The organism is Sphingobacterium sp. (assembly GCF_039596235.1).
Taxonomy (GTDB): domain Bacteria; phylum Bacteroidota; class Bacteroidia; order Sphingobacteriales; family Sphingobacteriaceae; genus Sphingobacterium.
Map to the genome: position 1 here is coordinate 384666 of NZ_JBCNKE010000003.1, position 23498 is coordinate 408163.

22 protein-coding genes are annotated in these 23498 nt (G+C 39.9%); 16 read left to right on the top strand and 6 right to left on the bottom strand.

The window, feature by feature from the left end; translation table 11 throughout:
- Positions 1–77: 77 nt before the first annotated feature.
- The gene (locus ABDW32_RS09000; protein WP_343561552.1) at positions 78–3872 is read right to left on the bottom strand and encodes a hypothetical protein; all 3795 of its coding nucleotides are present in this window, start codon (positions 3870–3872) and stop codon (positions 78–80) included.
- 591 nt (positions 3873–4463) lie between these two features.
- On the opposite strand from ABDW32_RS09000, the gene ABDW32_RS09005 reads away from it, so the two are divergent.
- A complete protein-coding gene (locus ABDW32_RS09005) occupies positions 4464–5384 on the top strand; it encodes a hypothetical protein (protein WP_343561554.1) in 921 nt (306 codons plus the stop codon).
- A 141-nt stretch (positions 5385–5525) separates the two neighbouring features.
- Here the strand turns inward: ABDW32_RS09005 and ABDW32_RS09010 are convergent, their stop codons facing one another.
- Positions 5526–5771: a helix-turn-helix transcriptional regulator gene (locus ABDW32_RS09010; protein WP_343561556.1), complete on the bottom strand. Its 246-nt coding sequence runs from the start codon at positions 5769–5771 to the stop codon at positions 5526–5528.
- Positions 5772–6442: 671 nt separating this feature from the next.
- On the opposite strand from ABDW32_RS09010, the gene ABDW32_RS09015 reads away from it, so the two are divergent.
- The 4 genes from ABDW32_RS09015 to ABDW32_RS09030 are packed head-to-tail and all read left to right on the top strand — an operon-like array spanning position 6443 to position 12867.
- Entirely contained in the window at positions 6443–6808 is a 366-nt protein-coding gene (locus ABDW32_RS09015) for a hypothetical protein (RefSeq protein WP_343561558.1), read from the top strand.
- Positions 6805–8343: a TlpA disulfide reductase family protein gene (locus ABDW32_RS09020; RefSeq protein ID WP_343561560.1), complete on the top strand. Its 1539-nt coding sequence runs from the start codon at positions 6805–6807 to the stop codon at positions 8341–8343. Before ABDW32_RS09015 ends, ABDW32_RS09020 begins: the two co-directional genes overlap by 4 nt.
- The gene (locus ABDW32_RS09025) at positions 8340–11507 is read left to right on the top strand and encodes a SusC/RagA family TonB-linked outer membrane protein (RefSeq protein WP_343561562.1); all 3168 of its coding nucleotides are present in this window, start codon (positions 8340–8342) and stop codon (positions 11505–11507) included. The genes ABDW32_RS09020 and ABDW32_RS09025 overlap by 4 nt, the downstream gene beginning before the upstream one ends.
- 4 nt (positions 11508–11511) lie before the next feature.
- Complete coding sequence (locus tag ABDW32_RS09030; protein ID WP_343561564.1) at positions 11512–12867, top strand: RagB/SusD family nutrient uptake outer membrane protein; 1356 nt, start codon at positions 11512–11514, stop codon at positions 12865–12867.
- A gap of 42 nt (positions 12868–12909) precedes the next feature.
- On the opposite strand, the gene ABDW32_RS09035 is transcribed toward ABDW32_RS09030, so the two are convergent.
- The 3 genes from ABDW32_RS09035 to ABDW32_RS09045 all read right to left on the bottom strand — a co-directional run bounded on the left by ABDW32_RS09035 (position 12910) and on the right by ABDW32_RS09045 (position 15066).
- On the bottom strand, positions 12910–13233 hold the full coding sequence (locus tag ABDW32_RS09035; RefSeq protein ID WP_343561566.1) for a hypothetical protein: 324 nt from the start codon (positions 13231–13233) through the stop codon (positions 12910–12912).
- A 131-nt stretch (positions 13234–13364) separates the two neighbouring features.
- Positions 13365–13934 (bottom strand): MauE/DoxX family redox-associated membrane protein, encoded by a 570-nt coding sequence (locus ABDW32_RS09040; protein ID WP_343561569.1) that lies wholly within the window; start codon positions 13932–13934, stop codon positions 13365–13367.
- A 109-nt stretch (positions 13935–14043) separates the two neighbouring features.
- Positions 14044–15066, bottom strand: coding sequence for a helix-turn-helix domain-containing protein (locus tag ABDW32_RS09045; protein WP_343561571.1), 1023 nt, complete (start codon positions 15064–15066; stop codon positions 14044–14046).
- 337 nt (positions 15067–15403) lie between these two features.
- Here ABDW32_RS09045 and ABDW32_RS09050 point away from each other — a divergent pair, with 337 nt between their 5' ends.
- From ABDW32_RS09050 to ABDW32_RS09070, 5 genes are all read left to right on the top strand, one after another.
- A complete protein-coding gene (locus tag ABDW32_RS09050) occupies positions 15404–15529 on the top strand; it encodes a hypothetical protein (RefSeq protein WP_262507827.1) in 126 nt (41 codons plus the stop codon).
- 68 nt (positions 15530–15597) lie between these two features.
- The gene (locus tag ABDW32_RS09055) at positions 15598–16575 is read left to right on the top strand and encodes a hypothetical protein (RefSeq protein ID WP_343561574.1); all 978 of its coding nucleotides are present in this window, start codon (positions 15598–15600) and stop codon (positions 16573–16575) included.
- Between the two features lie 112 nt (positions 16576–16687).
- The gene (locus ABDW32_RS09060; RefSeq protein WP_343561576.1) at positions 16688–17722 is read left to right on the top strand and encodes a hypothetical protein; all 1035 of its coding nucleotides are present in this window, start codon (positions 16688–16690) and stop codon (positions 17720–17722) included.
- Between the two features lie 2 nt (positions 17723–17724).
- Entirely contained in the window at positions 17725–18555 is an 831-nt protein-coding gene (locus ABDW32_RS09065) for a LytTR family DNA-binding domain-containing protein (protein ID WP_343561578.1), read from the top strand.
- A gap of 37 nt (positions 18556–18592) precedes the next feature.
- On the top strand, positions 18593–18898 hold the full coding sequence (locus tag ABDW32_RS09070; protein WP_077436503.1) for a hypothetical protein: 306 nt from the start codon (positions 18593–18595) through the stop codon (positions 18896–18898).
- Positions 18899–19064: 166 nt separating this feature from the next.
- Here ABDW32_RS09070 and ABDW32_RS09075 read toward each other — a convergent pair whose 3' ends face one another.
- Positions 19065–19226: a hypothetical protein gene (locus ABDW32_RS09075; protein WP_343561583.1), complete on the bottom strand. Its 162-nt coding sequence runs from the start codon at positions 19224–19226 to the stop codon at positions 19065–19067.
- 114 nt (positions 19227–19340) lie between these two features.
- Here ABDW32_RS09075 and ABDW32_RS09080 point away from each other — a divergent pair, with 114 nt between their 5' ends.
- From ABDW32_RS09080 to ABDW32_RS09105, 6 genes are all read left to right on the top strand, one after another.
- Positions 19341–19985 (top strand): DUF6266 family protein, encoded by a 645-nt coding sequence (locus ABDW32_RS09080; RefSeq protein ID WP_343561585.1) that lies wholly within the window; start codon positions 19341–19343, stop codon positions 19983–19985.
- A gap of 14 nt (positions 19986–19999) precedes the next feature.
- Positions 20000–20593 (top strand): DUF6266 family protein, encoded by a 594-nt coding sequence (locus tag ABDW32_RS09085; protein ID WP_343561587.1) that lies wholly within the window; start codon positions 20000–20002, stop codon positions 20591–20593.
- 16 nt (positions 20594–20609) lie between these two features.
- Complete coding sequence (locus ABDW32_RS09090; protein ID WP_343561589.1) at positions 20610–20996, top strand: hypothetical protein; 387 nt, start codon at positions 20610–20612, stop codon at positions 20994–20996.
- On the top strand, positions 20915–21505 hold the full coding sequence (locus tag ABDW32_RS09095) for a CHAP domain-containing protein (RefSeq protein ID WP_343561592.1): 591 nt from the start codon (positions 20915–20917) through the stop codon (positions 21503–21505). Before ABDW32_RS09090 ends, ABDW32_RS09095 begins: the two co-directional genes overlap by 82 nt.
- A 37-nt stretch (positions 21506–21542) precedes the next feature.
- On the top strand, positions 21543–21965 hold the full coding sequence (locus ABDW32_RS09100) for a hypothetical protein (protein WP_343561594.1): 423 nt from the start codon (positions 21543–21545) through the stop codon (positions 21963–21965).
- Positions 21966–22816: 851 nt separating this feature from the next.
- Positions 22817–23233 (top strand): hypothetical protein, encoded by a 417-nt coding sequence (locus ABDW32_RS09105; RefSeq protein WP_343561596.1) that lies wholly within the window; start codon positions 22817–22819, stop codon positions 23231–23233.
- Positions 23234–23498: the final 265 nt, after the last annotated feature.

Below are 23498 nucleotides of genomic sequence, written 5' to 3' on the forward strand. Positions count from 1 at the left end.
TTTACAAATATAAATATGATTTTATAAAGTCCAAAAAATTAGATAGTTGTTTTACCAATTTCGTTTGAAAACTATTTTTAATATTCTAATTTATTACGCTGAGCTTCCTCATCTTCTCTCTTAGCATCCTCCAGATATCTTTGTTTCATGTGTTTGAATATTTCGGCAACGTTTGGGTATTTGTACTTGAAATCGGTTTCTAATTTTTCGAAATTACGAGCGTTTGCTCGTTCAATATTACCTCCATCGTAAGGGCCTCTTGAAGTCGACCCTCTTTTGTTAAACATCGCTGTAGAATAACCGCTCTTAATACTACGTGTGTTAACATCTTCAATAACTTGGAATATAACCTCCTGTGGCCACTGAGATAAGTTCTCAGGATATTGAGCCAATATCTTTCCAATTTCGGAATCTGCAACATCTAACCTATCAACTGTTTTTGCCAACTGTCTTACCTTAGAAACCCATTCATGCAATGTTGGTGCATCAATCGATTTATCTTCTTTCATACCTGGAATCTTCTTCCAAGAATGAAGTAAATGGTAAGCTTGTTTTGCTCTGTTTTGGATAAAATCATCAGAAATACCCTTCCTTTCTTTCTCAAGTACTACTTTATCTTTTGGTAGATAAACCCATTTTAAAATTTCGATGAAAAATTCCGGATTGTTTGTCAGTTCTTCTTCCAACAGTATAGGATTTCTTCTTGTACCATACGAATCTAAGAGTGGAAGAAATAGCCATTCTAATTTAATTAGCGTAGATTTGTCAATATCATTTCGTTTGTCAAGTTCTTCAAAAATCCGTTCAATCACATATCCTTTAAATCGTGGTGTTTCATTAGATTCTTCTGTTCCCGCCTTAAAAAGTGTTTCGGAAATAAGATTACTTGGTAGTTCATCTATAAAGTAATTACAAACATCAATGGCAGAAAAAAAGCGCTTGTATTTTAAAAGCTTACCTATCCCAAACGTTTTTTCTCTATCAGAAACTCCGTAAAAATTGGGGTTGACGTTTTTCCAATATTCATTCTCAATTTCTTCGTTCAAAGATGCAATGAAATCCCACAATTGTTGATTTTGATTTAGTGGTATTAAAGCATTTGATATTGCTTTATTGCTATAGTCATGTTCTTGTAAATCCAAAACCAATGATTTTACCCAATTAAAATTTTCATGGAGAGTCTTTTGATAAATAAAATTATGAATAAAGCCTATGGTGTTTTTATCGTCATATAGGCATTCACAAACTTTTAAAACCTCGTCTTGAGTGAAAATGATACCAGCTAAAGCACTACCTAGAGCTCCTGGTTGTTTAACCTTTTTGCGTAATCCTAATGTTTCATTTAGCCCTATTTCTCTACGGAAAATTATTATCGCTTTTTCTCTTTCAGTATTAATGCGGTTCTGCTGCTGAATATGTCCTTCCTTATAATCATTTTCCACATATTTAAATCCCTCAGGAAAGTTGGGCCAATGGTCATTAAAGAGCCATATGTATTTGTCTATAGCGTCCGTTGGTTGAAGTTTGTGATAAAAAGTTTCTAATTTAGCCAACTCTGATTCAGGTAAAGCCCGATTCGTGTCAGGGTGAGACCTGTGTTGATTTAATATTTTTCTTATGGATTCCCAAGATGAAAAATTAATTTGTTTAACATTTTGGTATGTATTTTCCGCCCATTCTAGTACCCGCTTCCTATCTTTTGGAGAGAGGTTTGGGATTTCCTCTATGAGTTGAGCAAATTTCAGTTCGTCATTATCGAAAATTGATATCAGCATTTCTATAACTTCGGAATGAGTTTTCCATATTTCTTCGTAGGTATAAACTAAATTTGTATTTTTATCAAACATGCGCCAGCGCATTTTGTGGGTTGGGTGTGCAACACCCCGTCTATCAGGCAACATATTAATTAATAGAGCCCAGCCCGACTCTCTTTCTTTTTCTGTAATGTATTTTAAAACCTCCATTCTATCATCAAATAACGCGAGTGTTTGATAATACCATGGCTTAAATATTTCAGAAATGCTATTTAATGGTCTGTTTAACAATCGTCCCCCAGGGTCGAGCCGTGATAATGTAAGTAAGATAAAACTCGAATTTAATAAATGTTCAGGTAACCAAGCTAAACTTTCAAGCGCCCATAATAATCCTGTATGGTGGCTAGTTTTATCAAAAATTCCATCTTCTTCGGTAAACATATCCATGATTTCGGGCTGTTCTTTGGCTAAAGATTTTTTTACAGCCTTCAGGAAACTTTCAGGGGAAGCTTCTGCTATAAGTGGCAATTCGTGGTCAAGAGATATCCACATTTCTCCGCTCGTGTTATCCAGTAAGTCAAATATTAAAGCATCTACAAAACTCTGAGGATTTTTTAGATTAGGAATTTTTACTTCATTTAATCTTCCTATCAATATTAGGGATTGAACCAATCCCTCTCTTGACCAATTAGAATATTTTTTACTTTTGGAAAAATAAGCAGAATAGCTATTTTTATCTTCGGGTTCAATTGGGGGATTACCACTTTTAAATGCTAATTCAAAACATTCTTGAAGGTATTCGAGATCTTTTGGAATCAATGAGGAAGATAAATTTGTCCATAAATCCAACGGAGAGGTTAACCGCCAAGTTTCACCTATTTGAATGATGGGAGATTCTTCAAGGTTTTTCCATTTATTTAGGGTAACAGCATACTCAGAATAGTTTTGACCTGACAACTTTTCAATCAATTCGACGTCACCGACAAAGCTTTCGTTCCATCTTCCGATTATTAATGCAGGTATAATTTCACGAATGTTTTCGTTCTCCATCCACTTTGCCTTGGTATACGGAAATCCGAGAAGTTTTTTGAGGATAGTAATATTTCTTCCTGCTTCTCGGGAAAACTTTTCGGCTTCATTTTCTGAGATACCGCTATCGACTAAAGATTTTATCTGTCCGTATTTATCGATAATTGGCAAAATGATTGTTTCTTGATTAAACTCATCATCAGCACCCAACGGAACCAAAACATGATGACCTTTAGAAACAGCGGAATAAAGTGGTTGAGCATCTTCAAATCTTGGAATTAGATTTAATGGAGAGTTAGTATTTATTCGTATTCCACGAAAATTTCCTTCAGTATCAACAATCAGAGATTTTGAAAAAAAACGGTCTGCTTCTTCAATAGGAAATGTTTTGGCGGAAGCGATGATGAATGCAATAGCCTCATTTTTTGATGAGGCTTTAACACCTTTAATAGTTGGTTCACCTTGTAAAGTCGAGAGCAGTTGGTTCTTTTCATAATCTCTACCAGAGATTACGCATTCGGGAAGAAGCACCAGCTTTTTCCCTCCAATTGACCACTCTTCCCAAAACTCATCTGCTGTCATTATCCCATCAAATGGATACGAGTCGACCCCATCTTGAGATGCAAACCATCTTGAAACAGATAAAGCATTGTCTAACCATTGCTCGATGTCTATTGCATCATATACCAATACATCTTTCCAATAGTTTTCTGTTTTCTTTGCTTTAATCCATTTATTCTTCTTCGTCCACACTCTTGGCGTGATAAATATAAAAGTGCACTCACTTGGATTAAATTCTAAAGGGTCTTTTTTTCGTTTATCATAGTCATCATCTGCTTTGCCTTTACAGTCGTCCGTTGTTCCAAATTCCCATAATGAAATCCCTTGAGGTACGTAAGCAGTTTCAACTTCGCAACTAACAATTCCATCCCAACCGCCTATAAATGTTGAACTTCCAGAAGGGAAGTCAGCTTTGGTGTTGTTAGGTGTTGTTGCTCTAACTAATCTTGAAATAAGATATGGTAGATTTGATTTTGAAAAAGTAGTCTTAGCCCAATTTTCAAGATTGTCTTTGGTTACAAGCTTCATGTTTAAAGAATTGATTAAAATACAGCGAATAAAGTTTCCTTTTTAAAATAGTTATCGACTTATATAAAAGGCTTTAGCAAAGTTGCTATATACATTCATTCTAATATAGTTATTTTCTCAGTTGAATACAATTCCTCTTTAATGAATATTACAGTTGAATTGTACCATTTTAGAAAGGTCAAGAAAAAAATTACTTTGTAGCTTAAATATGGCGATATGCTCAACATGAATCTTTGGATAAAAGTATCTGAATGAGAACTATGACAGGAAAATATTAGCGATAAAAAGAGTCCGTTAGCAAAACTTATTTTTCTTCCCGATTACACCAATAATGACGGACAATACGATCCATCCAGAGAAAATTTTCATAATACATTATTAAAGTAAATTAATATCTCAAATATATTCATGTATACAGAGATGAAAAAAAGGAAAACCGTAAAATAATAAAGTTATCTGAAATTGTAATCCAAACTAGTTATAATGAGTAATGCGATAAGGTAACTTGTATATAATAATCTATACTCTAGAAAATCAGATATATTATGGTATTTTAGACAATGTAGTTGCAGCTAATTTGCTTAAAAGAATATGAAGACAGATTCAAAAATAAAGATATTTGAAAAATTATCGAAAGATTTGACCGAAACAATTCAACGGTTTAATTTGATTTTCGTAGACGATAATGGTGTGAAAATCGATTTTCACGACCATTACATATGTCCATTGTCTTTGAGAACTTACCATAGGAAGGATATCGATAAACTTTCTATCGAGCATGTTCCTCAATACAGTTTAAATGGTAAAGCATTAATCCTGACAGACAAAGAGTTTAATAACAATGATGGTGGAACCAAAGATAAAAAAATACTTAATTACTTTAAGTATAGAAATTTTAAAGATGGAGTTGGTCCAATAGATGCAAAATTTTATGTGCCTGGTATAATTAATGGTGCACTATCTGGTAAACTATATGGTGGGCCAATAAAAGGTGGAAAAGCGGAAGTTAAATTCGGCTTTCCAAATAAAACCGTGAATATGTTAAAAGAGAGGGGGCTTATAGATAATTGGTCTGGGTTAAAGTTGAGGTTTAAAGTTGATTATACCCCGGAAATCAATAAAAGTGCATTATTAAAAGCGGCATACCTAATAGCGTTCTCGAAGCTAGGATATCGTTTATTGTTTAATTTTCAAGGGATAAAGAATAATTCTTATGGGATTATAATAAAAGAGCTAGCAGAACAAGAAGTTAGCGAAGACTTTCCATTAATATTTACTAATAATTTAGGAGTAAACATGCCTGATAATATTGGTATTGTAGAAAATGAACAATTTAAATTACTAGTAACAAAGGTTTGTTATAATTTGGATGATCAGGAATATATTTACCATGTAATTCTTCCTCATCCAGATGACGAAGACCTAAAGAACTTGATAGATTTTAGAAACATTTATGTACAGCAAGAGCAAATGATGAACGTAAGAAATTTAAATGTGGATTATTTGCTTTAACAGTAATAACGTGAAGTTTTAACATAAAATATCTGAACTCCCTACTACCTTAAAAATTCCATAAGACTTTATAATTGTTTTCAATGGGAAATAGGGTAATATTTCCAGTTGAGTACTTGTCCAAATTTGTTGATTATTGTTTTAGATTATAGCTTTTTCTGGCAAAAAATCTCTTGGAGACATTCCAAAATGGTCAGCTAAGGCATTGATGTGATCGATATTATATTTGGCTCTATTTGATGGATTTTCTACATTGGTTACAAAAACTCGGCTTACTCCAATAATTGTGGCGATATCAGCTTGATTTAAGTTTTTCTCTTTCCTCAGTTTATAAATAAAGTCAATTATATATTGTTCAATTTTACTAATTTTTGCTTTACTCTCCATAAAGACTAAAGACTTCAAAAAATATTATTAAAATGTATTGCATGTATTACATTTTAATTTTATCTTTGTTATTGTATTAAAAAAATGAAATTATAGAAAAGACATTAATAATAACATAAGCTAATAAATATAGACTCATAACAATACTCGTAACAAATCTGGCGATTTAATTAATGACAATACGAGTGTGGTAATGCGTCAATTCATTATCTTTGGAAAATATTTCCTGAGGTAGGGTTGACGCTTACTTATCAGCGCCGTATTGTCATCCTAATCGCTCCTCAGAGATTAGGGGCCTCGCCAGGGCTTTTGTTACGGCGACAGTAAGCGATCACCCAACTTTTGTTGTATAAATACTACAAAAAGCATTGATTACATGTATTGTTATAGTGTAATCAATGCTTTTTTATTTTATATCAAATGAAAAAACAAACCACAAAAAACATTATTAAATCTCCCGAGTAGCTCGGTACGATTCAGCCAGCAATGATCTGGTCACATCAGCTATGGAATTCGAGACGCCCAATTATTTACCTAGTGATACTTATTCAAAAGAATTCTAGCTCCCCCAATTAATCAATTTTATTACACCTGGCGTATAGCCTGAAAAAATAGCTGATTTAGTCGGACAGGAAAAGCTACGCCTTAAGCTCGCCATTAAAATCTTAAGAATGAAATCTAATTACGTCCACCTAGTCCTACTTGATATAGTGATTTTCGAGACGCATCAATCAGGATATGATCCTGTTAAGAATGTTCAGAACTTTTGGGAACGGTATCCCTTAATCGCAATTCATGACTATATTGTTGCATTGCAACCTGACATTGGTGATAGGGAAAAGGATAATCCAAAATTGTCTGAATTTTCTATCGAACTTCTCCGCGTCCTGATAGCCTATTTTATGATCCGTATGACTCAGTTGGATCTCGGTAAGGTATCTATTTCACTAGAGGTAAACAAAGAAGCGATAGATACTTCTAAAGCAATCTCGGATTTCTTTAATCGTACCCCCATCCAATACCAACTCCTAAAATGATGAAAAAATTAAAACTACAATCCAATAGCAGCGCACTACTATATATTCAAATACTAAAAATTACGGTACTTGTGACCTTATACCTTCTAGTTTCTATGTTTAGTTTATCGGCTCAGACGCCCCGCAAGGACAGCGGGGCCGATGGGCTACCAATCAAGTATCTCAAAATAGGGGATACTATCCCTCAGGCTCTTTGGGATTTGAAACTTGATGTCGTAGGACACCCGGCTCGAGTAAAGCAGACGACCCTGCGTGATTATAGTAGTAAAAAGTTAATCATCCTAGATTTTTGGGCTACTTGGTGCTCATCATGCATAGCCGCATTTCCAGGCCTTTATAAGTTGCAGAATGATCTTGGTGATCAGATAAAAGTACTTTCAGTTACTTATCAGGACCGTGCAGCGATCGAAAAATTCATCAATAAAAGTGAATTTATCCGGTCGCAGGGGTTGAAAAATACATTTTCCTCTGTCGTAGGTGATAAGCTGTTGACCAAATATTTTGAGAAGAGTGGTATCCCATTCACAGTATGTATCGATAACAGGGGGGTAGTGCGCTCTTTGTCGGAGCCCAGTGAGCTGAATGCTCCTGCGCTGCGGCAAATGATCCGGGATACTAATGCTGTACCAGTAGCAGCCCAGGTCATCGAATTTAAGAGACCGCTGCTTGGCCCATATTATGATAATAAAATCCACAATTATTATTACAGTACACTTTTGCCTTACGGTAGGGGAATTTCTCAGGCCTCTGTGTTTAATGTGGATTCCCTGCAGGGTTACAAACAATTAGTCGTACCTAATCTCAATGTTTTTATGCAATATGCAGTCGCCCTTCAGTATAGCTCGAATTATAGCGCGGGTATAGCCAGGATCCCTTCCAGATGTATATTGGAAGTGAGTGATCCCGATCGTATAGTCAATAAGCTGAGCACTATTCAGCATTTTTGGGAATATACCTACGAGTCTGTGAGCCCGATCACTTATGAGGATAAAGCGATCTATAGGAAAATGGAGCGTGACCTTAATTTCTATCTAGGCATGACAGCATCATATCAGAAGCGGAATGTAAACTGCCTGGTGATACGTGTTGCAGACCCTAGGAAGCTGATCATAAACAAGGAATCCACTCAATCTCCAAAAGTGATCTTAAATGGCCTGATGGAGAGTGATGGCACTGCAAACGGAAAATTTTTGCAAAAAGCGGAGAATGATTACAAGCAGGTAAAAAACGCCATTATAGGTATTGCGGTCAAGCATATCCCCAACCTTTTCAACCGAAGGAAGATTGCCGCATTGCCGTTTATGATTGATGAGACGGGGCTCAGCGATCAGGTCAGTATCACATTGCCGGATAATATCAATGACCTGGAGCAATTAAAGCAAGCATTTGCTGCCCGGGGAATGACTTTGTCGCTTGAAAACCGAAATCTGGTCATGCTGGTACTTAGAGAAGATGGATATCGGGGCGACAGCACTGTACTGCAACTGACAGAGCAGGGTTATGTCGCAGTTCAGGGAAAGGAGGGGGCACGATGAAAAGTTTTCTGCTCATAATAATCAGCTGTGTCCTTACCTGCTTAAAAACATTGGCGCAGGGAGAAGTCATCCGAATTCAAAATGCAGATACAAGATTACCGCTAGCTGCTGTGTCAATAAAAGACTGTGGCGGCAAGCTGCTGGGTGCTACAGATGCACAAGGGGAGCTGACCTTAAAAGGAGAGGTCACCTGTCTTACTTTTCACAGGCTGGGTTATTTACCTGATACCCTGTCTTTGGAACTTTTAAAGCAATACAAATGGTTAGTGTACCTAAGTCCTAAAGTGAATGAGCTGGAAGAGGTACAGGTCTCAACGGGTTATCAGACCGTTCCAAAAGAACGGGCAACAGGTGCTTTTGATGTGATCGGGCAGGAGGAACTCGATAGACAGATAGGCACGAATATCCTAGGTAGGCTCGATGGCTTAAGTAATGCGATATTATTTGAAAAGCGTGGCAATGCGCAGAATGATTTTATGGTCAGAGGGCTGAGTACCATTACAGCTGCGATCAAGGGACCCCTGATCGTGGTAGACAATTTCCCTTACGAAGGCGATATCAGTGATATCAATCCAAATGACGTCGAAAATATTACGGTACTCAAAGATGCCGCAGCAACTTCCATATGGGGAGCCAAAGCGGGGAATGGGGTAGTAGTCATTACGCTAAAAAAAGGAAAATTTAATGTGCCGATACGCCTTTCGGTGACCAGCAATTTATCCGTAGTCAGTAAAGAAGATCCTTACTATCGTTCACAGGTTGACAATATGACCTATATCAATACGGAGCGTTTTTTATTCGATCAGGGCTATTACAACAATCTGCTCAATAACCGGAACAATTATCCGGTAATCAGTCCCGTCGTGGAGCTGCTAAATGATCACCGCAATAACCTCATAGATGATATGTCTCTTAATGCGAAGCTTAATTCAATTGCTCAGGGTGATCTGCGGGGAGACATCTCAAAATACCTCCGTCAAAAAGGAATCAATCAGCAGTATAATATGCAGCTGAGTAGCGGAAACGAGAAGCTGGCATCCATATGGTCGGTGGGTTTTGATCAGGTACGAAGCAATATCGTAGGAAATGGTAATAGCCGTTTTACGCTGCGCACGCAACAGACATGGCGGCCGGTACCTCGACTGATATTGAACGGTGGCTTACAATTTAATGCGAATAAAACCTCAGACAATGGAATTACTTCCGTTCGGATCGGAAGTGCTGGTGCAGCATATCCTTATACACGTCTTGTAGACACGGAGGGGAATCCAAACCGTGTGGAACAGAACTATAGAAGTCGGTTTCTGGATACATTGGGTACAGGTAAACTCTTGGACTGGTCTTATTATCCGTTGGTGGATCAGAGGTTTTTAGATAAAGTCAATAATTCAAATGTGCTCAAATTTGACTTTGCGGCACAATATGAATGGGGTAAAGGACTTCGCTCGGAGTGGCGGTATCAATATTTTACGTCAAATGGACTCGACCAGGACCGCATGGATCGGAATTCATTTTATGTACGGGACCTGGTCAATAAATACACGCAATTGAAGGGAAATTTACCCGAACGTCCCATTCCACTGGGTGATATCATGGATCGAACTTCGAGCCGGCAATATGGACACAATGTAAGGGCACAGCTTTCTTACGATAAGCAGGCTCGCCTCGGAGATATCAACATGCTGGTTGGTACGGAGATTAGGGATAATAGAGGACTTGGGAATACCTATCGGCAATATGGTTATGACCCGGATCTTGAAATATCCCAGCCTGTTGATTATGGAAACATTTATGATTATTATGCCGGGCTGGGAAGGGGGCGGATTTGGTATAATTTCAATAATGAACGTAATGTCGACCGTTTTGTATCTGTCTATTTTAACGGCTCGTATAATCTATTAAAGAAATATACAATTTCTGTAAGTGCCCGCCGGGATGCGTCCAACTTATTTGGGGTGAATACCAATAATAGATGGAAACCGCTCTGGTCAGTCGGTGGTCTTTGGAATATTGACCGGGAAAGTTTTTATAGCTGGACATGGATGCCGCGCCTTTCTCTGCGGGCTACCTATGGAAAAAGCGGAAATGTCAATAATACCATTCCTGCCCAGACGACTATAACATACAGTTCCGGCGCGAGCTCATTGGGAGGGTTTACCAACGCTTATGTGAATAATCCTCCCAATCCTGATCTGCGTTGGGAAAACGTGAGCCAACTAAATAGCGCATTGGATTTTGCAGCTTTCAAGAATCGTATAACGGGATCGTTTTCTTATTTCAGAAAAAATGCAACAGATTTAATTGCTATTGTCAATGTGGACCCGACCCTAGGTGTCGATCTGCTCAATAGAAACGCAGCGAGTTTGCGAACACAGGGCTGGGAACTCCAGCTCAATTCCCTGAATATTGATGCGGCTCTGAAGTGGCGAACAAGCCTTTTGCTTTCATCTAATAAAACAAAGATTACCAAGTATAGCTATAAATCGAATGTGATCGCCAATTTGGTAGCTTCGGGACAAAACCTGTCGCCAATAGAAGGGTACTCAGCTTATAATCTCGTCAGTTATCGCTTTATGGGGCTCACTTCGGATACTGGCAGTCCACAATTTAGCGTGGGAGGTGAGCCTTATATGAACTATGCGAATCTAAAATCAAAGGTAACGCTCGAAGACCTGGTATTTCATGGTCCGGCAGTACCGGAGCAGTTTGGCAACCTAAGGAATATTTTTACTTATGGGGCTTGGGAGCTAGGTGTCAACATTGCCTATCGCTTCAACTATTTTTTCAGAAGGGAATCGGTCAACTATTCGTCTCTGTCATCCAATACGCCGCTGCATAGTGATTATTACAAACGCTGGCAAAAACCGGGGGACGAAGCCGCGACCAATGTGCCTGCATTTATCTATCCGTTGAACTCGAATAGGGATCAGTTTTATATCAATTCGGATATCCTGGTCGAAAAGGGGGATAACATTTCGCTTCAGGATGTAAGTTTGAGTTATTCGATTCCTGCCAAGTCGACTTATTTCAAACGTATTTCACTGCAGGCCTATGCCCGTAATCTTGGTATTATCTGGAAAGCAACAAAGACTGACCTGGATCCCAATGGCATCACGATACGCATTCCAGCACAATTTTCCTTAGGTGTTAACGCTCAATTTTAAAATTATGAACAGATTTTTAACTCGGCTGATCTTAGGCTGCATGTTGGTAACTACGGCTGGATGTAATAAATTTTTGGAGGAAAAATCCAAGAGCTCTTTGGCAATTCCCAAAACGGTCAAAGACTTGCAGGCTCTAATGGACTATGAACTGTATACCATTCGTAGTTTTCCCGTTGGGATGGATGTGGCCGCTGACTATTATTTCATGAATGATAATGATGTGAAAAGCCTAGGGAGCGAGCTCAGCGACATCTACTTATTGAACAATAAAGAGACGAAACTTTCTGACTGGTCTGAAAGTTATAAAAAGATTATGTATGCCAATATTGTCTTGGACAATATCGACGAGGCCGCGCTTGATGGATTAACGGTTGCAGATAAAAACTTGACAAAAGGAACGGCATTGTTTCATCGCAGCTGGAATTTCTTTTGGCTTGTACAGCAGTTTTCACCTGCTTATGACGATGGTACAGCAAAGCTTGAACTAGGGATACCACTTCGTAATACATCGGATATCAATATCAGTTTCCAGCGGGCCACCTTAGAACAAACATTTGTACAGATCATCAGCGATCTGAAACAAGCAATTTCATTGCTTCCCGATTTGCCGCTCAAAAAAACAAGACCTTCCAAAGCTGCTGTCTACGCTCTTTTGGCAAGGACACTGCTCTATATGGGGAATTTGGATGAAGCTTTAAAGTACGCGACCCTTTGCCTGCAGATCCAACCTGATCTGATCAACTATAATCTTATCCCGCCGAATGCTGCGACACCTTTTGAACTCATGAATAGCGAAGTGATCTTCCACTGTAGCTTGGCCGCTTCAGACAAAATATTTGGTGGAACAAAATCTTATGTTGACACGCTATTGTTCGAAAGTTACCCTGAGGGCGATCTGAGGAAATCACTATACTTTAAAAAGAGTACAAATGGATTCTTTAATTTCAAGGGAAGCTATGGCGGACCAACAGGAACGGCTGAGTTTGCGGGCCTGGCCACAGATGAAATTTATCTGATAAAAGCGGAATGTGAAGCGAGATCAAATAAGTTGCTTGATGCAAACAATACCATGACGGATTTATTGAAAGTACGCTTTGAATCAGGTAAGCTACCTATCATACCCAAAGATAAATCCGGACTGACCAATTTTATATTGGGTGAACGTGAAAGAGAACTGGCTTTTCGATTTGGGATCAGATGGGCTGATATTAAGCGATTGAATAAGCTTTATGATGCTGGCATAAGCATAAAACGGATTGTCGATGGAAAAGCGTATGTGCTAGAGCCGAATGATAAACGTTTTGCCATGTGGATTCCGCCAACGATTATTGTCGAAGGCGATCTGCTGCAAAATCCATAGTAAGAGGAGAGGGCTAAATGCCCTCTCTTTTCTTAATCGCCCCTATTCACCTCGATAAAATACATGTGATGTCGGCACTCCGCTATTGATTTCAGCTTCCAATTGTGGAGTCATTTGTGGTTTGCCAGCATTATTTTCAGCTTTGATGCCACAAAAAACATCATCCTCCGGACATAAATCTGCGATATCGCCCGAATACGATTGATAGTTGTTGGGATCAGTCAAATCTCCTGTAGGATCAATAACTTCCCATGATTGTTCGGCAGTACTAGCTGCTTTTTTACTCATTACATTGGCGTGTCCAACATAGACACCCATTCCTAAGATTGCTCCCAAAATTGGAACAAATAATTTTACTCTTTTCATGTTGATAATATTTTAATGTTTATAAATACAGATCATTGGTTTCTAATTATTCCAAATCTTGTCCCGGTGACTTGCCTTAGGTTATGCTTATGATATATCTGAATTGTCGCAATCCCGAGCGAAGATCTAGATCAGTTATTGACCAGTGTCCTGTTGGTTGAACTCCCGTCAGAGTTCACTATGCATAGTTTTTTTAATCTCCTTTTTAATTTATACTCCATAAAGAATGCTGGAGAGCCTAGTAATGTAATGCCCAGATTGAAAAAGAAATGCTGCTTCCAGCTCATCTTTTCAAATACTTTACCGCAGGCACAGGGAACATAACCATAGATTTCGATGAAAGCTAAATATGCATAAACTGTATATGCTGTCATCAGCAAAATAGCAAGTCCCAATCCCCAAAATCTTAATTTGGGAATACATAACAATGCTACCGTCCCCAGTTCCAGTATCGGCAATAGATAACTTAAAATGGCTGTTGACCAGTCAGGAAGAGGCTGCTTATTCAGCTGACTTACAAAAACCGAACGACTAAACACTTTACCTAGCCCTGTCACGAAAAACAATAAGATCAACATCACTAATGCAAATAGGATGTAGACTTCTATAAATGTTTCCCATCTATTTCTTCGGGTATTATTTGGCGCTCTAGCTTCTGCCCCAATCCCATCGTTTTGATTGTATTTTTCGTGTTGTTTCATTTTTTGTTTTGTTCAATCTCTTACTACCTTTTATTAGGCTAAATTACAATGATAAAAGGCCGAGCGTTAAGCAGAAAACAAGCTGTCGATTGGTAGAAAATAGGATTGGCTAGGAGGGCGGTTCTTGAAGATCATTTTTAGACGATGGGTCATTGCCCACATTTTCCTGCTGTTGCTTAAAGGTCAGTGGAGTAAGTCCAGTCTGGTTTTTGATAAATTTATGAAGCTCATTGATACTGCTGAAGCCACATTCCTCAGCAGTGGTAGCTAATTTTTCATTGCCCACAATAATGGAAGCAATATAGTCCAGGAGCAACTGATTGCGGTAGTCATGAAATGTATAAGCATACTGTTTTTTATGTTCTTCGTTGATACGATCTCTGGACTTTAAAAGCACTGCGGCAACATCCGATAACCTGACTTTAGCCCCTTGATGCAAAATCATAATCTGTAATAAATTACGTGCTTGGTCAATCAGTTGTTCCTCACCATCCTCGCTTATCTTAAACCGGCTCAGCTGGATCAGAAAGATCAGGTGCTTTAAGAGCATATATTCATTATCAAGAATGTGGGGATTGATCTTGCTAAAAAGTAATTGCAATTGACGCTTGGTCACCTCGCCTACACGAAATGTAACACTTTTATCCGATCGGATGGACTGCTCCTTTTTGGCATTGACGAGATGCTGTAAAAAATTAAAATGCCGGTTGGCAGGTGGTCTGAACAGCCCTGCATCTAATATAAAACCGACTAAGATATGATGACCTTGTGGTAAGCTAACCTTATATTCGCCTTTGGCCAGATAGAGATAAGCGCCTTGCCCTTCGATAAAATCCATCACAAAATTATCGATGTCGTGATGCTGTCGGATCGGCGAGCTGCTTTGTAGTGAATAGCTAAGATGTAGGTCACCCAATGTAATGTACACTGGGATAGTTGCTTCTTTTTCTATCCAAAACTCATAGTAATAGAGATAGCCATAGCGGCCGTCAAAGGTCTGTTCGCTGATGCAATTGTCGGGCGATATCCAATGCCGCTCTTGAGCGTGGCGAATGGGATAACTCAATTCATGCTTTTGCAGCTCGACGAGCTGATATTCCTCGGGTAGGTTAAAGTCATAACTTCTTTCCATAAAATGATCGGTTTTAACATAGGTTTTCTTAACTGTTTGGTTTACTGTTTGTAATGGCCTGAATCATAGATTCTAATAAAAACAGGGAATACGACCAAAAAAAACTGTGCATGGTATTGGAGAGCTGTTGGACCGGTTGTGAGATACGGTGGAATTTGACGGTTAGCCAAATTTAGGATTCACAGGTTCGCAGCACCTATGCATCCAAAAATGATCCTTAACTCTTGCATTTCTGCCAAATTAGCCAAGTGATCACCTCGCTTTTCTGGCCCGGAAGCAAAGTGACCGAACAAGGCAAGTTTGGTGCTAAGTATGGATAAAAAGAGATGCAATAGCTATGGAAGAGCTTTTTATGAAAATGCAGCTTTTGGCTGATCAGGCACTTTATACATTTTCCAATTCGGAAACGGTAAAGCTCATGATCGAATCTGCGGAAGAAAAATGTAGTTTATACTACTTATAACGCTTCAGCAAAAAAATACTGGGTGATCCGGACACCCTCTTTTTAATAACCAATTTATTCGAACAACCATGAATACTATATCTAAACAGCAGGAAAAAAGTCCTGAAATAACAAGCGAAAAATTATTCCTTGGTACCGATCGATGGTACCGGATCCTCAAAAGCATTTCTGTTTTATACCGCTGGGAATTGATCCATAGCAAGGATAATCTGATCAGGCTACTGCAGATGCAGCAAAGTTGGCTGGCGCAACAGCATTATCGGACAGATGACACTTTATTGGATCAGTTGACCAGTTCCTTGCCGCTGCTCGATCGGCAGCCTCGTATCTGGTCCTGCATGCATATTGGTCCATATGGGATGGTTGCCAGAGCGCTCATGGCACTGGGGCGAAAGCTGGCTATACTGCTCCGTGAAGATATCTTTGAAGAACAGGGACAGATCTATAGGCAGCAATACAAACTGTCCTTTGGCCGTGAAGCTACTGCAGCTGAACTGCTGTTTATTAAAGCTGATCGCGGCAATCCATTGCTAAAACTCGGGGAGGCCCTTCGTAGGGGCTATGATGTAATCATATTCATTGACGGGCAACTGCGTATTGGTGATCTTAGTAGGGGATGGGCCAGGATAAAACTGCATGACACTGATTTACTGCTACGTGAGGGTGTCACTGCTTTAGCCCATTGGACGGGTATGCCCATTAGGCCACTTATAGTGACTACGATAGCCGGACAAATCAAGCTGCGGATTACCGAAGATTTTTGTGTGAAAAGTAAGGCAGATTATTCCGTAGCCATGCAATATATAATTGAGTTGCTGCGGGACTTAGATGTGGAGGAACTGCTCCAATGGGAGTGCTTACCGACAATTTTTGACGGACAGGCTGATCCAGCCAAAATGAAACTCAGGAATGCGATCTGGCTACCATTTCTGGCTGGTGATGCAGGGATGCTCTTTGATATAACCACTGGTATTTCGGTGGGTATAGGAGCAAAGGAATTTGAAATAGCCTGCCAGAAATTTAAGGAAATCGGGGCCATTACTTAATGTCCCAGTCTTGTTACAGTTTTGCGAAAATCCCTTTTAATTTATAAATTGTCTTTTTAAATAATTTTAAATCTGTTTAAATTAAGATTTGTTTGACTTGTAACCTAATCCAATGATGACCAAGGGCAATATTCTAAAACCATTACCGTACCGTATTCATGCGATTTGCTGGACAATTTACTTTATCTGGGTCAGCACTGTGAACGTTTACAAATATGGATGGGGACATCTGCCACTCATGTTTCCAGTAGGGCTGGTCATGTTGATTATTAGCTATCTCAATCGGGCTTGGCTAAGACGTATGCTATTCAGGAAGTTTTCGATAAGTACCATATTAACCCTGCTCAGTTATTTTTTGATAACGGCGCTGGCTGTATTTTTATTGCTTTATCAGTTCCCAACGGAATTGAGCCGGCGGGTACTAAAGAATCCTCATCTTTTCAAGTCTGTTGATTTTGTCATTGATGTGCTGACCTTTTATATTTCATTTGCGCTTAAAGGGCTGATCATCGCGGCCATGGAAGTCGGGTATAATTTGACAATTGGCCTATTCCGGCATTTGGGCTTGTTGAGGGGACAATCGGCAGAAAATCGAAAAACGCAGCTCTTTCGCGACTGGACTGTTCATTTTATGGGCAATCTTACACAGAGCTTCACCCGGCTGGCAAGGAAAAGAAGTGCAGCATTGATTCGAATCGATCTGTTTTTTGGCATACAGGCTTATGCGATGCGTAAGCTAAATTTTGGTAAAAGCATGCTGGGGAAGCTGGAAGATGAGCTTTTTTACCTCCAACAGCTCATGCGTTTGTATGACGAGCGAGGGATTGAGCTTATTACCGACATTCGAGAATTGAATAAGCCAATTATTCCCATTATGCTCCTGAGTCTGTATAAAAATATGATCAAACATGGTGATTTTAGTGATCTTGCACAGCTGGGTATTATTCGTGTTTTTAGCGATACAGATAAGGTATTAATTAGTTGCACAAATAAAGTGGCCGCCGAATCGGCATGGATCTTTGAGGATGGCGGGACAGGATTGGAAAAATTGATGCAATTGCTTCGTCTCGAATATGGTGAGGCATTCTCGTTGGTCCAAAAGACGAATGAAGGCATATTTTATTTGAATCTGGAAATAAATTTTTAAACATGGATACGATAAAGAAAATATTAAAACAGGAGGGGCGGCTGCGAAAAATCCGCATCGCCATAGTAGATGACGACCCTGACATTGTCGCAGAATTAAAAAGATACGTAGATCTAACGGACGGCGTCGAATGTGCCTATGCAACGACCAATCCGAAAGAAGCGCTGGTAGCCTTGCGACGTCTCAAATTGGATATCTTATTTCTGGACATTGAGATGCCTATCGTGAGTGGGTTGGATGTGTTGGGCCAGCTGGAAAGTTTGCAGCGTATCAATCCGGGAATTGCCAATCTTCAGGTCATCGTCTGTAGTACCAATAGAGAGGTGGGCGATAAAATGTTCCATTATGGAGTGACCGATTACTTTCTTAAACCTTTTGAACAGGAGCGCTATTATAAAGCGATAGCCAAAGCAAAAGACAAAATTCAGGGACGTGGACTGAATGACCTTGACCAGGAGAATAAATGTTTTTTTTATGGGACCCGAGGGACGGAAAAACAACGGCTCAATTATGATGATATTATCTATATCGAAGCTAAAAATGATCAGACCCGGATCTGGATCGAAGACAAAACCTATATCGAAGTCAACGAAAGTTTTGGTGATATGGTCTTGTGCTTACCTAAGGCCAGCTTTGCTCAGGTACATAGGAGTTTTGCAGTGTCACTCAAGCATATTACCGCGATTACGCCCAAGCTTGTGATCCTATCAGGGATAGAAATAAGAAGAGGTGAAAGAGGGAAGTATACCTATTTTGATGAGTGGATCGAACAGAACACAATCACAGGCAAACGTAGCAGGCATGGTATTGTCCGTGATAACGAGGGCAGGTGAGAAAAAATAAAAATAATTAACGGATTAAAACTGATTTATGAGGATTATTTTAAACAAAACCAGAAATAGCATCCGCAGGGGGAATGAAGGAGCTATTTTATTTGCGTTGCATATGCTCTACAAGCAGCTGCATAACATGAAACATAACCAGAGCGAAGCGGGAGACACAGAAGCGGTCTGGTGGGACGCTGCCCATGTGCAGGATTATGTGGGTGTCAGTGAACGGACATTGTATCGCTATCAGCATAAGGGGATGCTGGGAACCGTAAGGAAGCACAATGGAAAACGTCTTTTTCTCGCCACAGCGGTCGAACGTTTTAAACGTGCTTACTGGAACCTGTGAGTTACCCGTAAAATTGAGATTATAGCATTAGGGGTCTTTCGTTTTTGAAGGGCCTTTTTTATTCGCATCAATACCTGACCAATACCTTCCTATTTTTTGCCTATTACCTGCCTTTCTTTTACTGTTCCTTCGGGGCTCTTCGGGTGAGTCAATACTGCTGTTCAGGCTAGACCCGAACCCATCTTATGGCACGACTGTCGCGGCCTGGTAAAGCGGCAGGAATTGGACTGGTCTTGGTCAGGTCATGCTGTGATTTAGGCAGTTGTTTTTGGATGCCCTGCCATACTCCTGCTAATCTGCCGAAGTCGTCCTGCCAATACTCTGTCAAGCTGATTTTGTGTATATATTTTTGATTTTTAAGTTTTTACGTTTGTGTTGTCAGGCTTAAATACCGGTATGTCTTAGCCCTTGACGATGGTTAAATTTTAAAAAAAAGAAAAAAATGGGAACAATTGTAAATGGAATAAATGGGGGAATAAGTGGTAAAACCGGCTCCGTGATAGGGTCAAGCTGGAAGAGTATCAACTACCTCAAAGGGCTCTACAAAAAGAGCAACAAACCAGCTACCGAAGAGCAGCTGATCACGCAGGCGAAATTCAAGCTGGTGATGCGATTTTTATTACCGATCACCTCCTATTTACAGGTGGGATTCGGTCAGAAAAAGGCCGATCGGCTGACGCCACTCAATGCGGCATTTCAGTTTAATCTGCCGCTGGTAATCCAGGGTGCTTATCCAAGTTTTACACTGGACTACAGTAAAATACGTATTGCGGACGGTGCTTTCTATTTAGGGCCGCCGCAAGCGCCGGTCTACGCAAATGAGGAGCTTACCGTAAGTTGGGAGATGACCAACAATGATGTCTACAAGACCGCAGATGATGACGGTGTCTACATCATCTGTTATCATCCGGAGCAGGATGAGTTTTTGGCACCGGCTTCAGTCCCGACACGAAGTGCGGGAACGGTCACCTTTGGTGTGCCGGCCCACCTGCTCGGAGGCGAGCTGCATATGTGGATATTTATGGCTGACCGCAAGAAAAAGCGAGTATCCAAAAGCAGTTATTTAGGACTGATACAGCTCAGCTAGGTTTTAATGTTGGAATGCCGTCCGCTAGGGACGGTATTCCATTCTTATCAAAATACATCATGAAGAAAAATAGAAAAAATAAAAAAACACCTGCGCAATTGGCACAGCAAAAACGATTTGCACTGGCAGTCAGTTTTTTGAGACCATTGAAAGAGATCATTGACGAGGGTTTCAGATTTGTAGCCAAACGTAAGAAACGGTTTGTCTATCCATTTAATCTAGCCATGTCACAGGTTTTGAAGGTTGCGATTTCCGACCAATCAGGTGTACCCAGTCTGGATCCGGAGAAAGCTTGGCTCGCCGATGGAAATCTACCTGGGCTGCTGGTCTTGGACGTGATAATAGAAGGAAGTAGGATATGTGTATCCTATACTAGCTTTGCTTCTTTTTGCGCATGGGATGACCATGTCAGGCTCATCGCTTATCAGGTAAAGGAAGGTGTGGCTATACGGAGTCAGTCCCTCGCTTTGCGGAGTGAAAAGCAAGTTTTCCTTGACATACCTGAATCGCTGATCGGGAAAGAGCTCCTGCTGTATATGCTCTGCAATGAAAGAGATGGTATAAAGTATGCCCGGAGTCAGTATTTGGGTACCTATCAGATTAATTAATTTTTACAGCAAAAAAATGAAAACATTACAAAAACAACTGGTCTCGGATATCGAGGATATCTATTGGCCTTTAACAAATCGGCAGCTGCTCGGAATTGTGCTAGCCTGTCTTTGCATATTATTTATTTCAGCAGGTCTTCTGCTCCAGGCGATAGATCCCACAGCTGGCGTACTGGATATCGGTGTGGTTTCAGTATTGGTCTTTGGGGTATTGGCCGGAATGCTGGCTATTTACTGCTGCTGTTGGTTGCAGGAGATTCTCTGGCAGCCTTTTAAGCTCTTTCGTCAGCAATTTAGTTATCATTTTAATCAATTGACATCATGGCAACAATGCATTATTTACTTCTCGGTGTTCTTTTTGTCGCTGTTCTCTTTCTTGGCAGTGTTGGCCATTGTGCTATAGAGCGAGAAATAGCAGAAGATCAGCCCAGGTCTATGGCTATGGGGGCCAGACCTGGGCATCAGGATCGCAGGATCGCTCTTCGCCAACGCATTGTGGACATTGCCGTACAGGAGATCGGTGTCAGGGAAGCAGCAGGCAAAAACGATGGTGCTCGTGTCGAAGAATATCTAGCCTACACGGGTCTTGGTAAGGGACATGCCTGGTGTGCAGCTTTTGTGTCTTGGTGTTACGGACAGGCTGGGCTTACTGCGCCTCGGAATGCCTGGAGTGCGGCGCTCTTTCCGCTGGCTAGACGGTATACGCAGCAGCAGGTGGAGCAGGGCAGCGTCCAACGGGCGGATCTTTTTGCCATTTATAACCAGCGGCTTGGGCGGATAGACCACGTGGGGATCGTCCGCGAGAGCAACAACCGCTGGGTATTTACGGTGGAAGGAAATGTACACAATCGGGTATTGTCCAAGCGGCGTCCGTTGGCTACTATTTATGCTTTTTCAAATTGGCTGGACTGAGGGGAGGGAGGTTATGGAAATAAAAAGAACTCATATTTTGTCTATACACATTGTCTTGCTTACGATGTCTTCTTGTAAGATCTATGAAAATAAACAGCGCGACAGACAGAAGGTAGCAGAATTACAATGGCAGAATCTTGAACAGCGACAGCGGCTATATACCTTTCGGCAGGATACACTTTCCCGCTCATGGTACTTTTGGACGGACACCGCTTTTCGCTTTCATGCGGACAGTGGACTGTTCGCACAGTCAGGACGCTTATTGGGACATCAGTCAACAGGCAGCACGAGCAAGCATATGCAAGACCTTACCCGCAAAAATGGACAAGGAAGGGAAAAGGAAACCGAGCGTGAACTGCGTAGCAAAAAGCAACCATTTGCTGCCAAATTCTGGCTGGTAGGCATTGTCTTGGTCTTGCTGATCGTCTGGCGATGGAGCAGATCCCCTCGGTTCCTCTAGAAAGCCATTGAAAGAAGGGTGTAGGCAAATGATTTTTGGTCCTGCTCCTGGACACTTTAGCAGGCAACTCTTTTAAAATTGAGATTTGTCTGCTTTTGTGTACAATTGGTTGTTAATTCTATTGTATAATGCAATAAATGATTGACTGTTTTCATTGCCCTAGGTCAGCATCGGAAAAGAAAGGGGAAATCCGTCAAAACTTCCGAGGTTGAGGGTTTCAAATTTTAGTCCCCTCACTCCAATATCGCGTTTATAACCGGTCAAAGATCGGTTGTCAACTTATTTTTTCGATTCTGTCTCTGTATGCATGGCACATACCCAGTGGCCATCTTCATTGATCCAGGCAGAGGTACAGACACAATTAAATATTGTTTTCTCACCGTCAACCAGATATTCCACCTTAATCGGGTAGACTATAATCCCAGTGTGCTCATGAATGACTTGCACTGCTGGCGAAGAAATTTCAACAAAAAAATCTGAAAAGATATATTTATAAATTTTGACTGTAACGGTCCTCTATCGGAAAGTAAAAAGAATGTTAATTTTACAATCAAGATTAAACCTTTTCACAAAAGTATATTCAAAAAAGCGTTATGAAGGAAAATGTCATGTACCATTGTGAGGTTAAATTTAGTCAGAATTTTAAAGTGTTGCGCACAATCCTTCTTTAATGACAAGAAGTTTAGCGCAATTCACATGATTTAAATATACTGATGAGGTTGATCTTATCTAGTGTATAACATAGTCCATATCCCCTAAATATGGATGAAACAAAACTTCAACAAGAGCTTTTAATAATAAAATATTTAAAAGCAGCTAAAATACTTTTTACATTATACCATTTCAAAAATATGTTCAACAAAAAAAATATATGGATAACATTGTTTTTTAGTATAATTTCTATTGTCCTATGTGTCGCGCAGGACAAAAATAGATTTCAGGCGATCGAAAATGAAAAGATAACTTATGTTACTAAAGAATTACATTTGACTCAAATGGAAGCACAGCGGTTTTTCCCCTTGTATAATGAATATAACGAAATGCTTTGGGATATCCGGAAAGAAAAATTGAGTGGTATACCCCGGAAAGGTGTAAGAGGCAGTTCCAGGGATATATTGCAATATGACGCCAGGGAACTTCAGATAAAAAAGGAATATCGGCTAAAATTTGCAAAGATTATTGGCCATGCCCGAGCCTCCCAGTTTTTTGAAGTGGAACAAGAATTTCGAAAATACCTGTACAAGGCAATACAACATAAAGTAAAATAAGTTCAAAAACAAAAAGGAAGTCGATAAGGCTTCTTTTTTTTATATCCTTTAACCTTAAAAAGGACAAAAAATAGACGCCACAAAAATATTTTCAAATTTCTTTTTGACATTACATTCTTGAGCGTCGTATATATACATATTACAACTTGTATTAGATTTAGGGGATCTGATAGACGAGTTGTAGAGAAATAAATAAATCCTAACGAAGAGAAATGATTGCAGACATGAATCTATGAAGAAAAGACAAACTAAATGCAGGCCTTCC

Coding starts and splice junctions, on each gene's coding strand:
- ABDW32_RS09090 (WP_343561589.1), top strand. CDS start 20,610: ATGAAAACATTACAAAAACAACTGGTCTCGGATATCGAGGATATCTAT.
- ABDW32_RS09080 (WP_343561585.1), top strand. CDS start 19,341: ATGGGAACAATTGTAAATGGAATAAATGGGGGAATAAGTGGTAAAACC.
- ABDW32_RS09015 (WP_343561558.1), top strand. CDS start 6,443: ATGAAATCTAATTACGTCCACCTAGTCCTACTTGATATAGTGATTTTC.
- ABDW32_RS09045 (WP_343561571.1), bottom strand. CDS start 15,066: ATGGAAAGAAGTTATGACTTTAACCTACCCGAGGAATATCAGCTCGTC.
- ABDW32_RS09085 (WP_343561587.1), top strand. CDS start 20,000: ATGCCGTCCGCTAGGGACGGTATTCCATTCTTATCAAAATACATCATG.
- ABDW32_RS09035 (WP_343561566.1), bottom strand. CDS start 13,233: ATGAAAAGAGTAAAATTATTTGTTCCAATTTTGGGAGCAATCTTAGGA.
- ABDW32_RS09010 (WP_343561556.1), bottom strand. CDS start 5,771: ATGGAGAGTAAAGCAAAAATTAGTAAAATTGAACAATATATAATTGAC.
- ABDW32_RS09065 (WP_343561578.1), top strand. CDS start 17,725: ATGGATACGATAAAGAAAATATTAAAACAGGAGGGGCGGCTGCGAAAA.
- ABDW32_RS09095 (WP_343561592.1), top strand. CDS start 20,915: ATGGCAACAATGCATTATTTACTTCTCGGTGTTCTTTTTGTCGCTGTT.
- ABDW32_RS09005 (WP_343561554.1), top strand. CDS start 4,464: ATGAAGACAGATTCAAAAATAAAGATATTTGAAAAATTATCGAAAGAT.
- ABDW32_RS09030 (WP_343561564.1), top strand. CDS start 11,512: ATGAACAGATTTTTAACTCGGCTGATCTTAGGCTGCATGTTGGTAACT.
- ABDW32_RS09050 (WP_262507827.1), top strand. CDS start 15,404: ATGGAAGAGCTTTTTATGAAAATGCAGCTTTTGGCTGATCAGGCACTT.
- ABDW32_RS09070 (WP_077436503.1), top strand. CDS start 18,593: ATGAGGATTATTTTAAACAAAACCAGAAATAGCATCCGCAGGGGGAAT.
- ABDW32_RS09025 (WP_343561562.1), top strand. CDS start 8,340: ATGAAAAGTTTTCTGCTCATAATAATCAGCTGTGTCCTTACCTGCTTA.
- ABDW32_RS09000 (WP_343561552.1), bottom strand. CDS start 3,872: ATGAAGCTTGTAACCAAAGACAATCTTGAAAATTGGGCTAAGACTACT.
- ABDW32_RS09105 (WP_343561596.1), top strand. CDS start 22,817: ATGTTCAACAAAAAAAATATATGGATAACATTGTTTTTTAGTATAATT.
- ABDW32_RS09055 (WP_343561574.1), top strand. CDS start 15,598: ATGAATACTATATCTAAACAGCAGGAAAAAAGTCCTGAAATAACAAGC.
- ABDW32_RS09060 (WP_343561576.1), top strand. CDS start 16,688: ATGATGACCAAGGGCAATATTCTAAAACCATTACCGTACCGTATTCAT.
- ABDW32_RS09040 (WP_343561569.1), bottom strand. CDS start 13,934: ATGAAACAACACGAAAAATACAATCAAAACGATGGGATTGGGGCAGAA.
- ABDW32_RS09020 (WP_343561560.1), top strand. CDS start 6,805: ATGATGAAAAAATTAAAACTACAATCCAATAGCAGCGCACTACTATAT.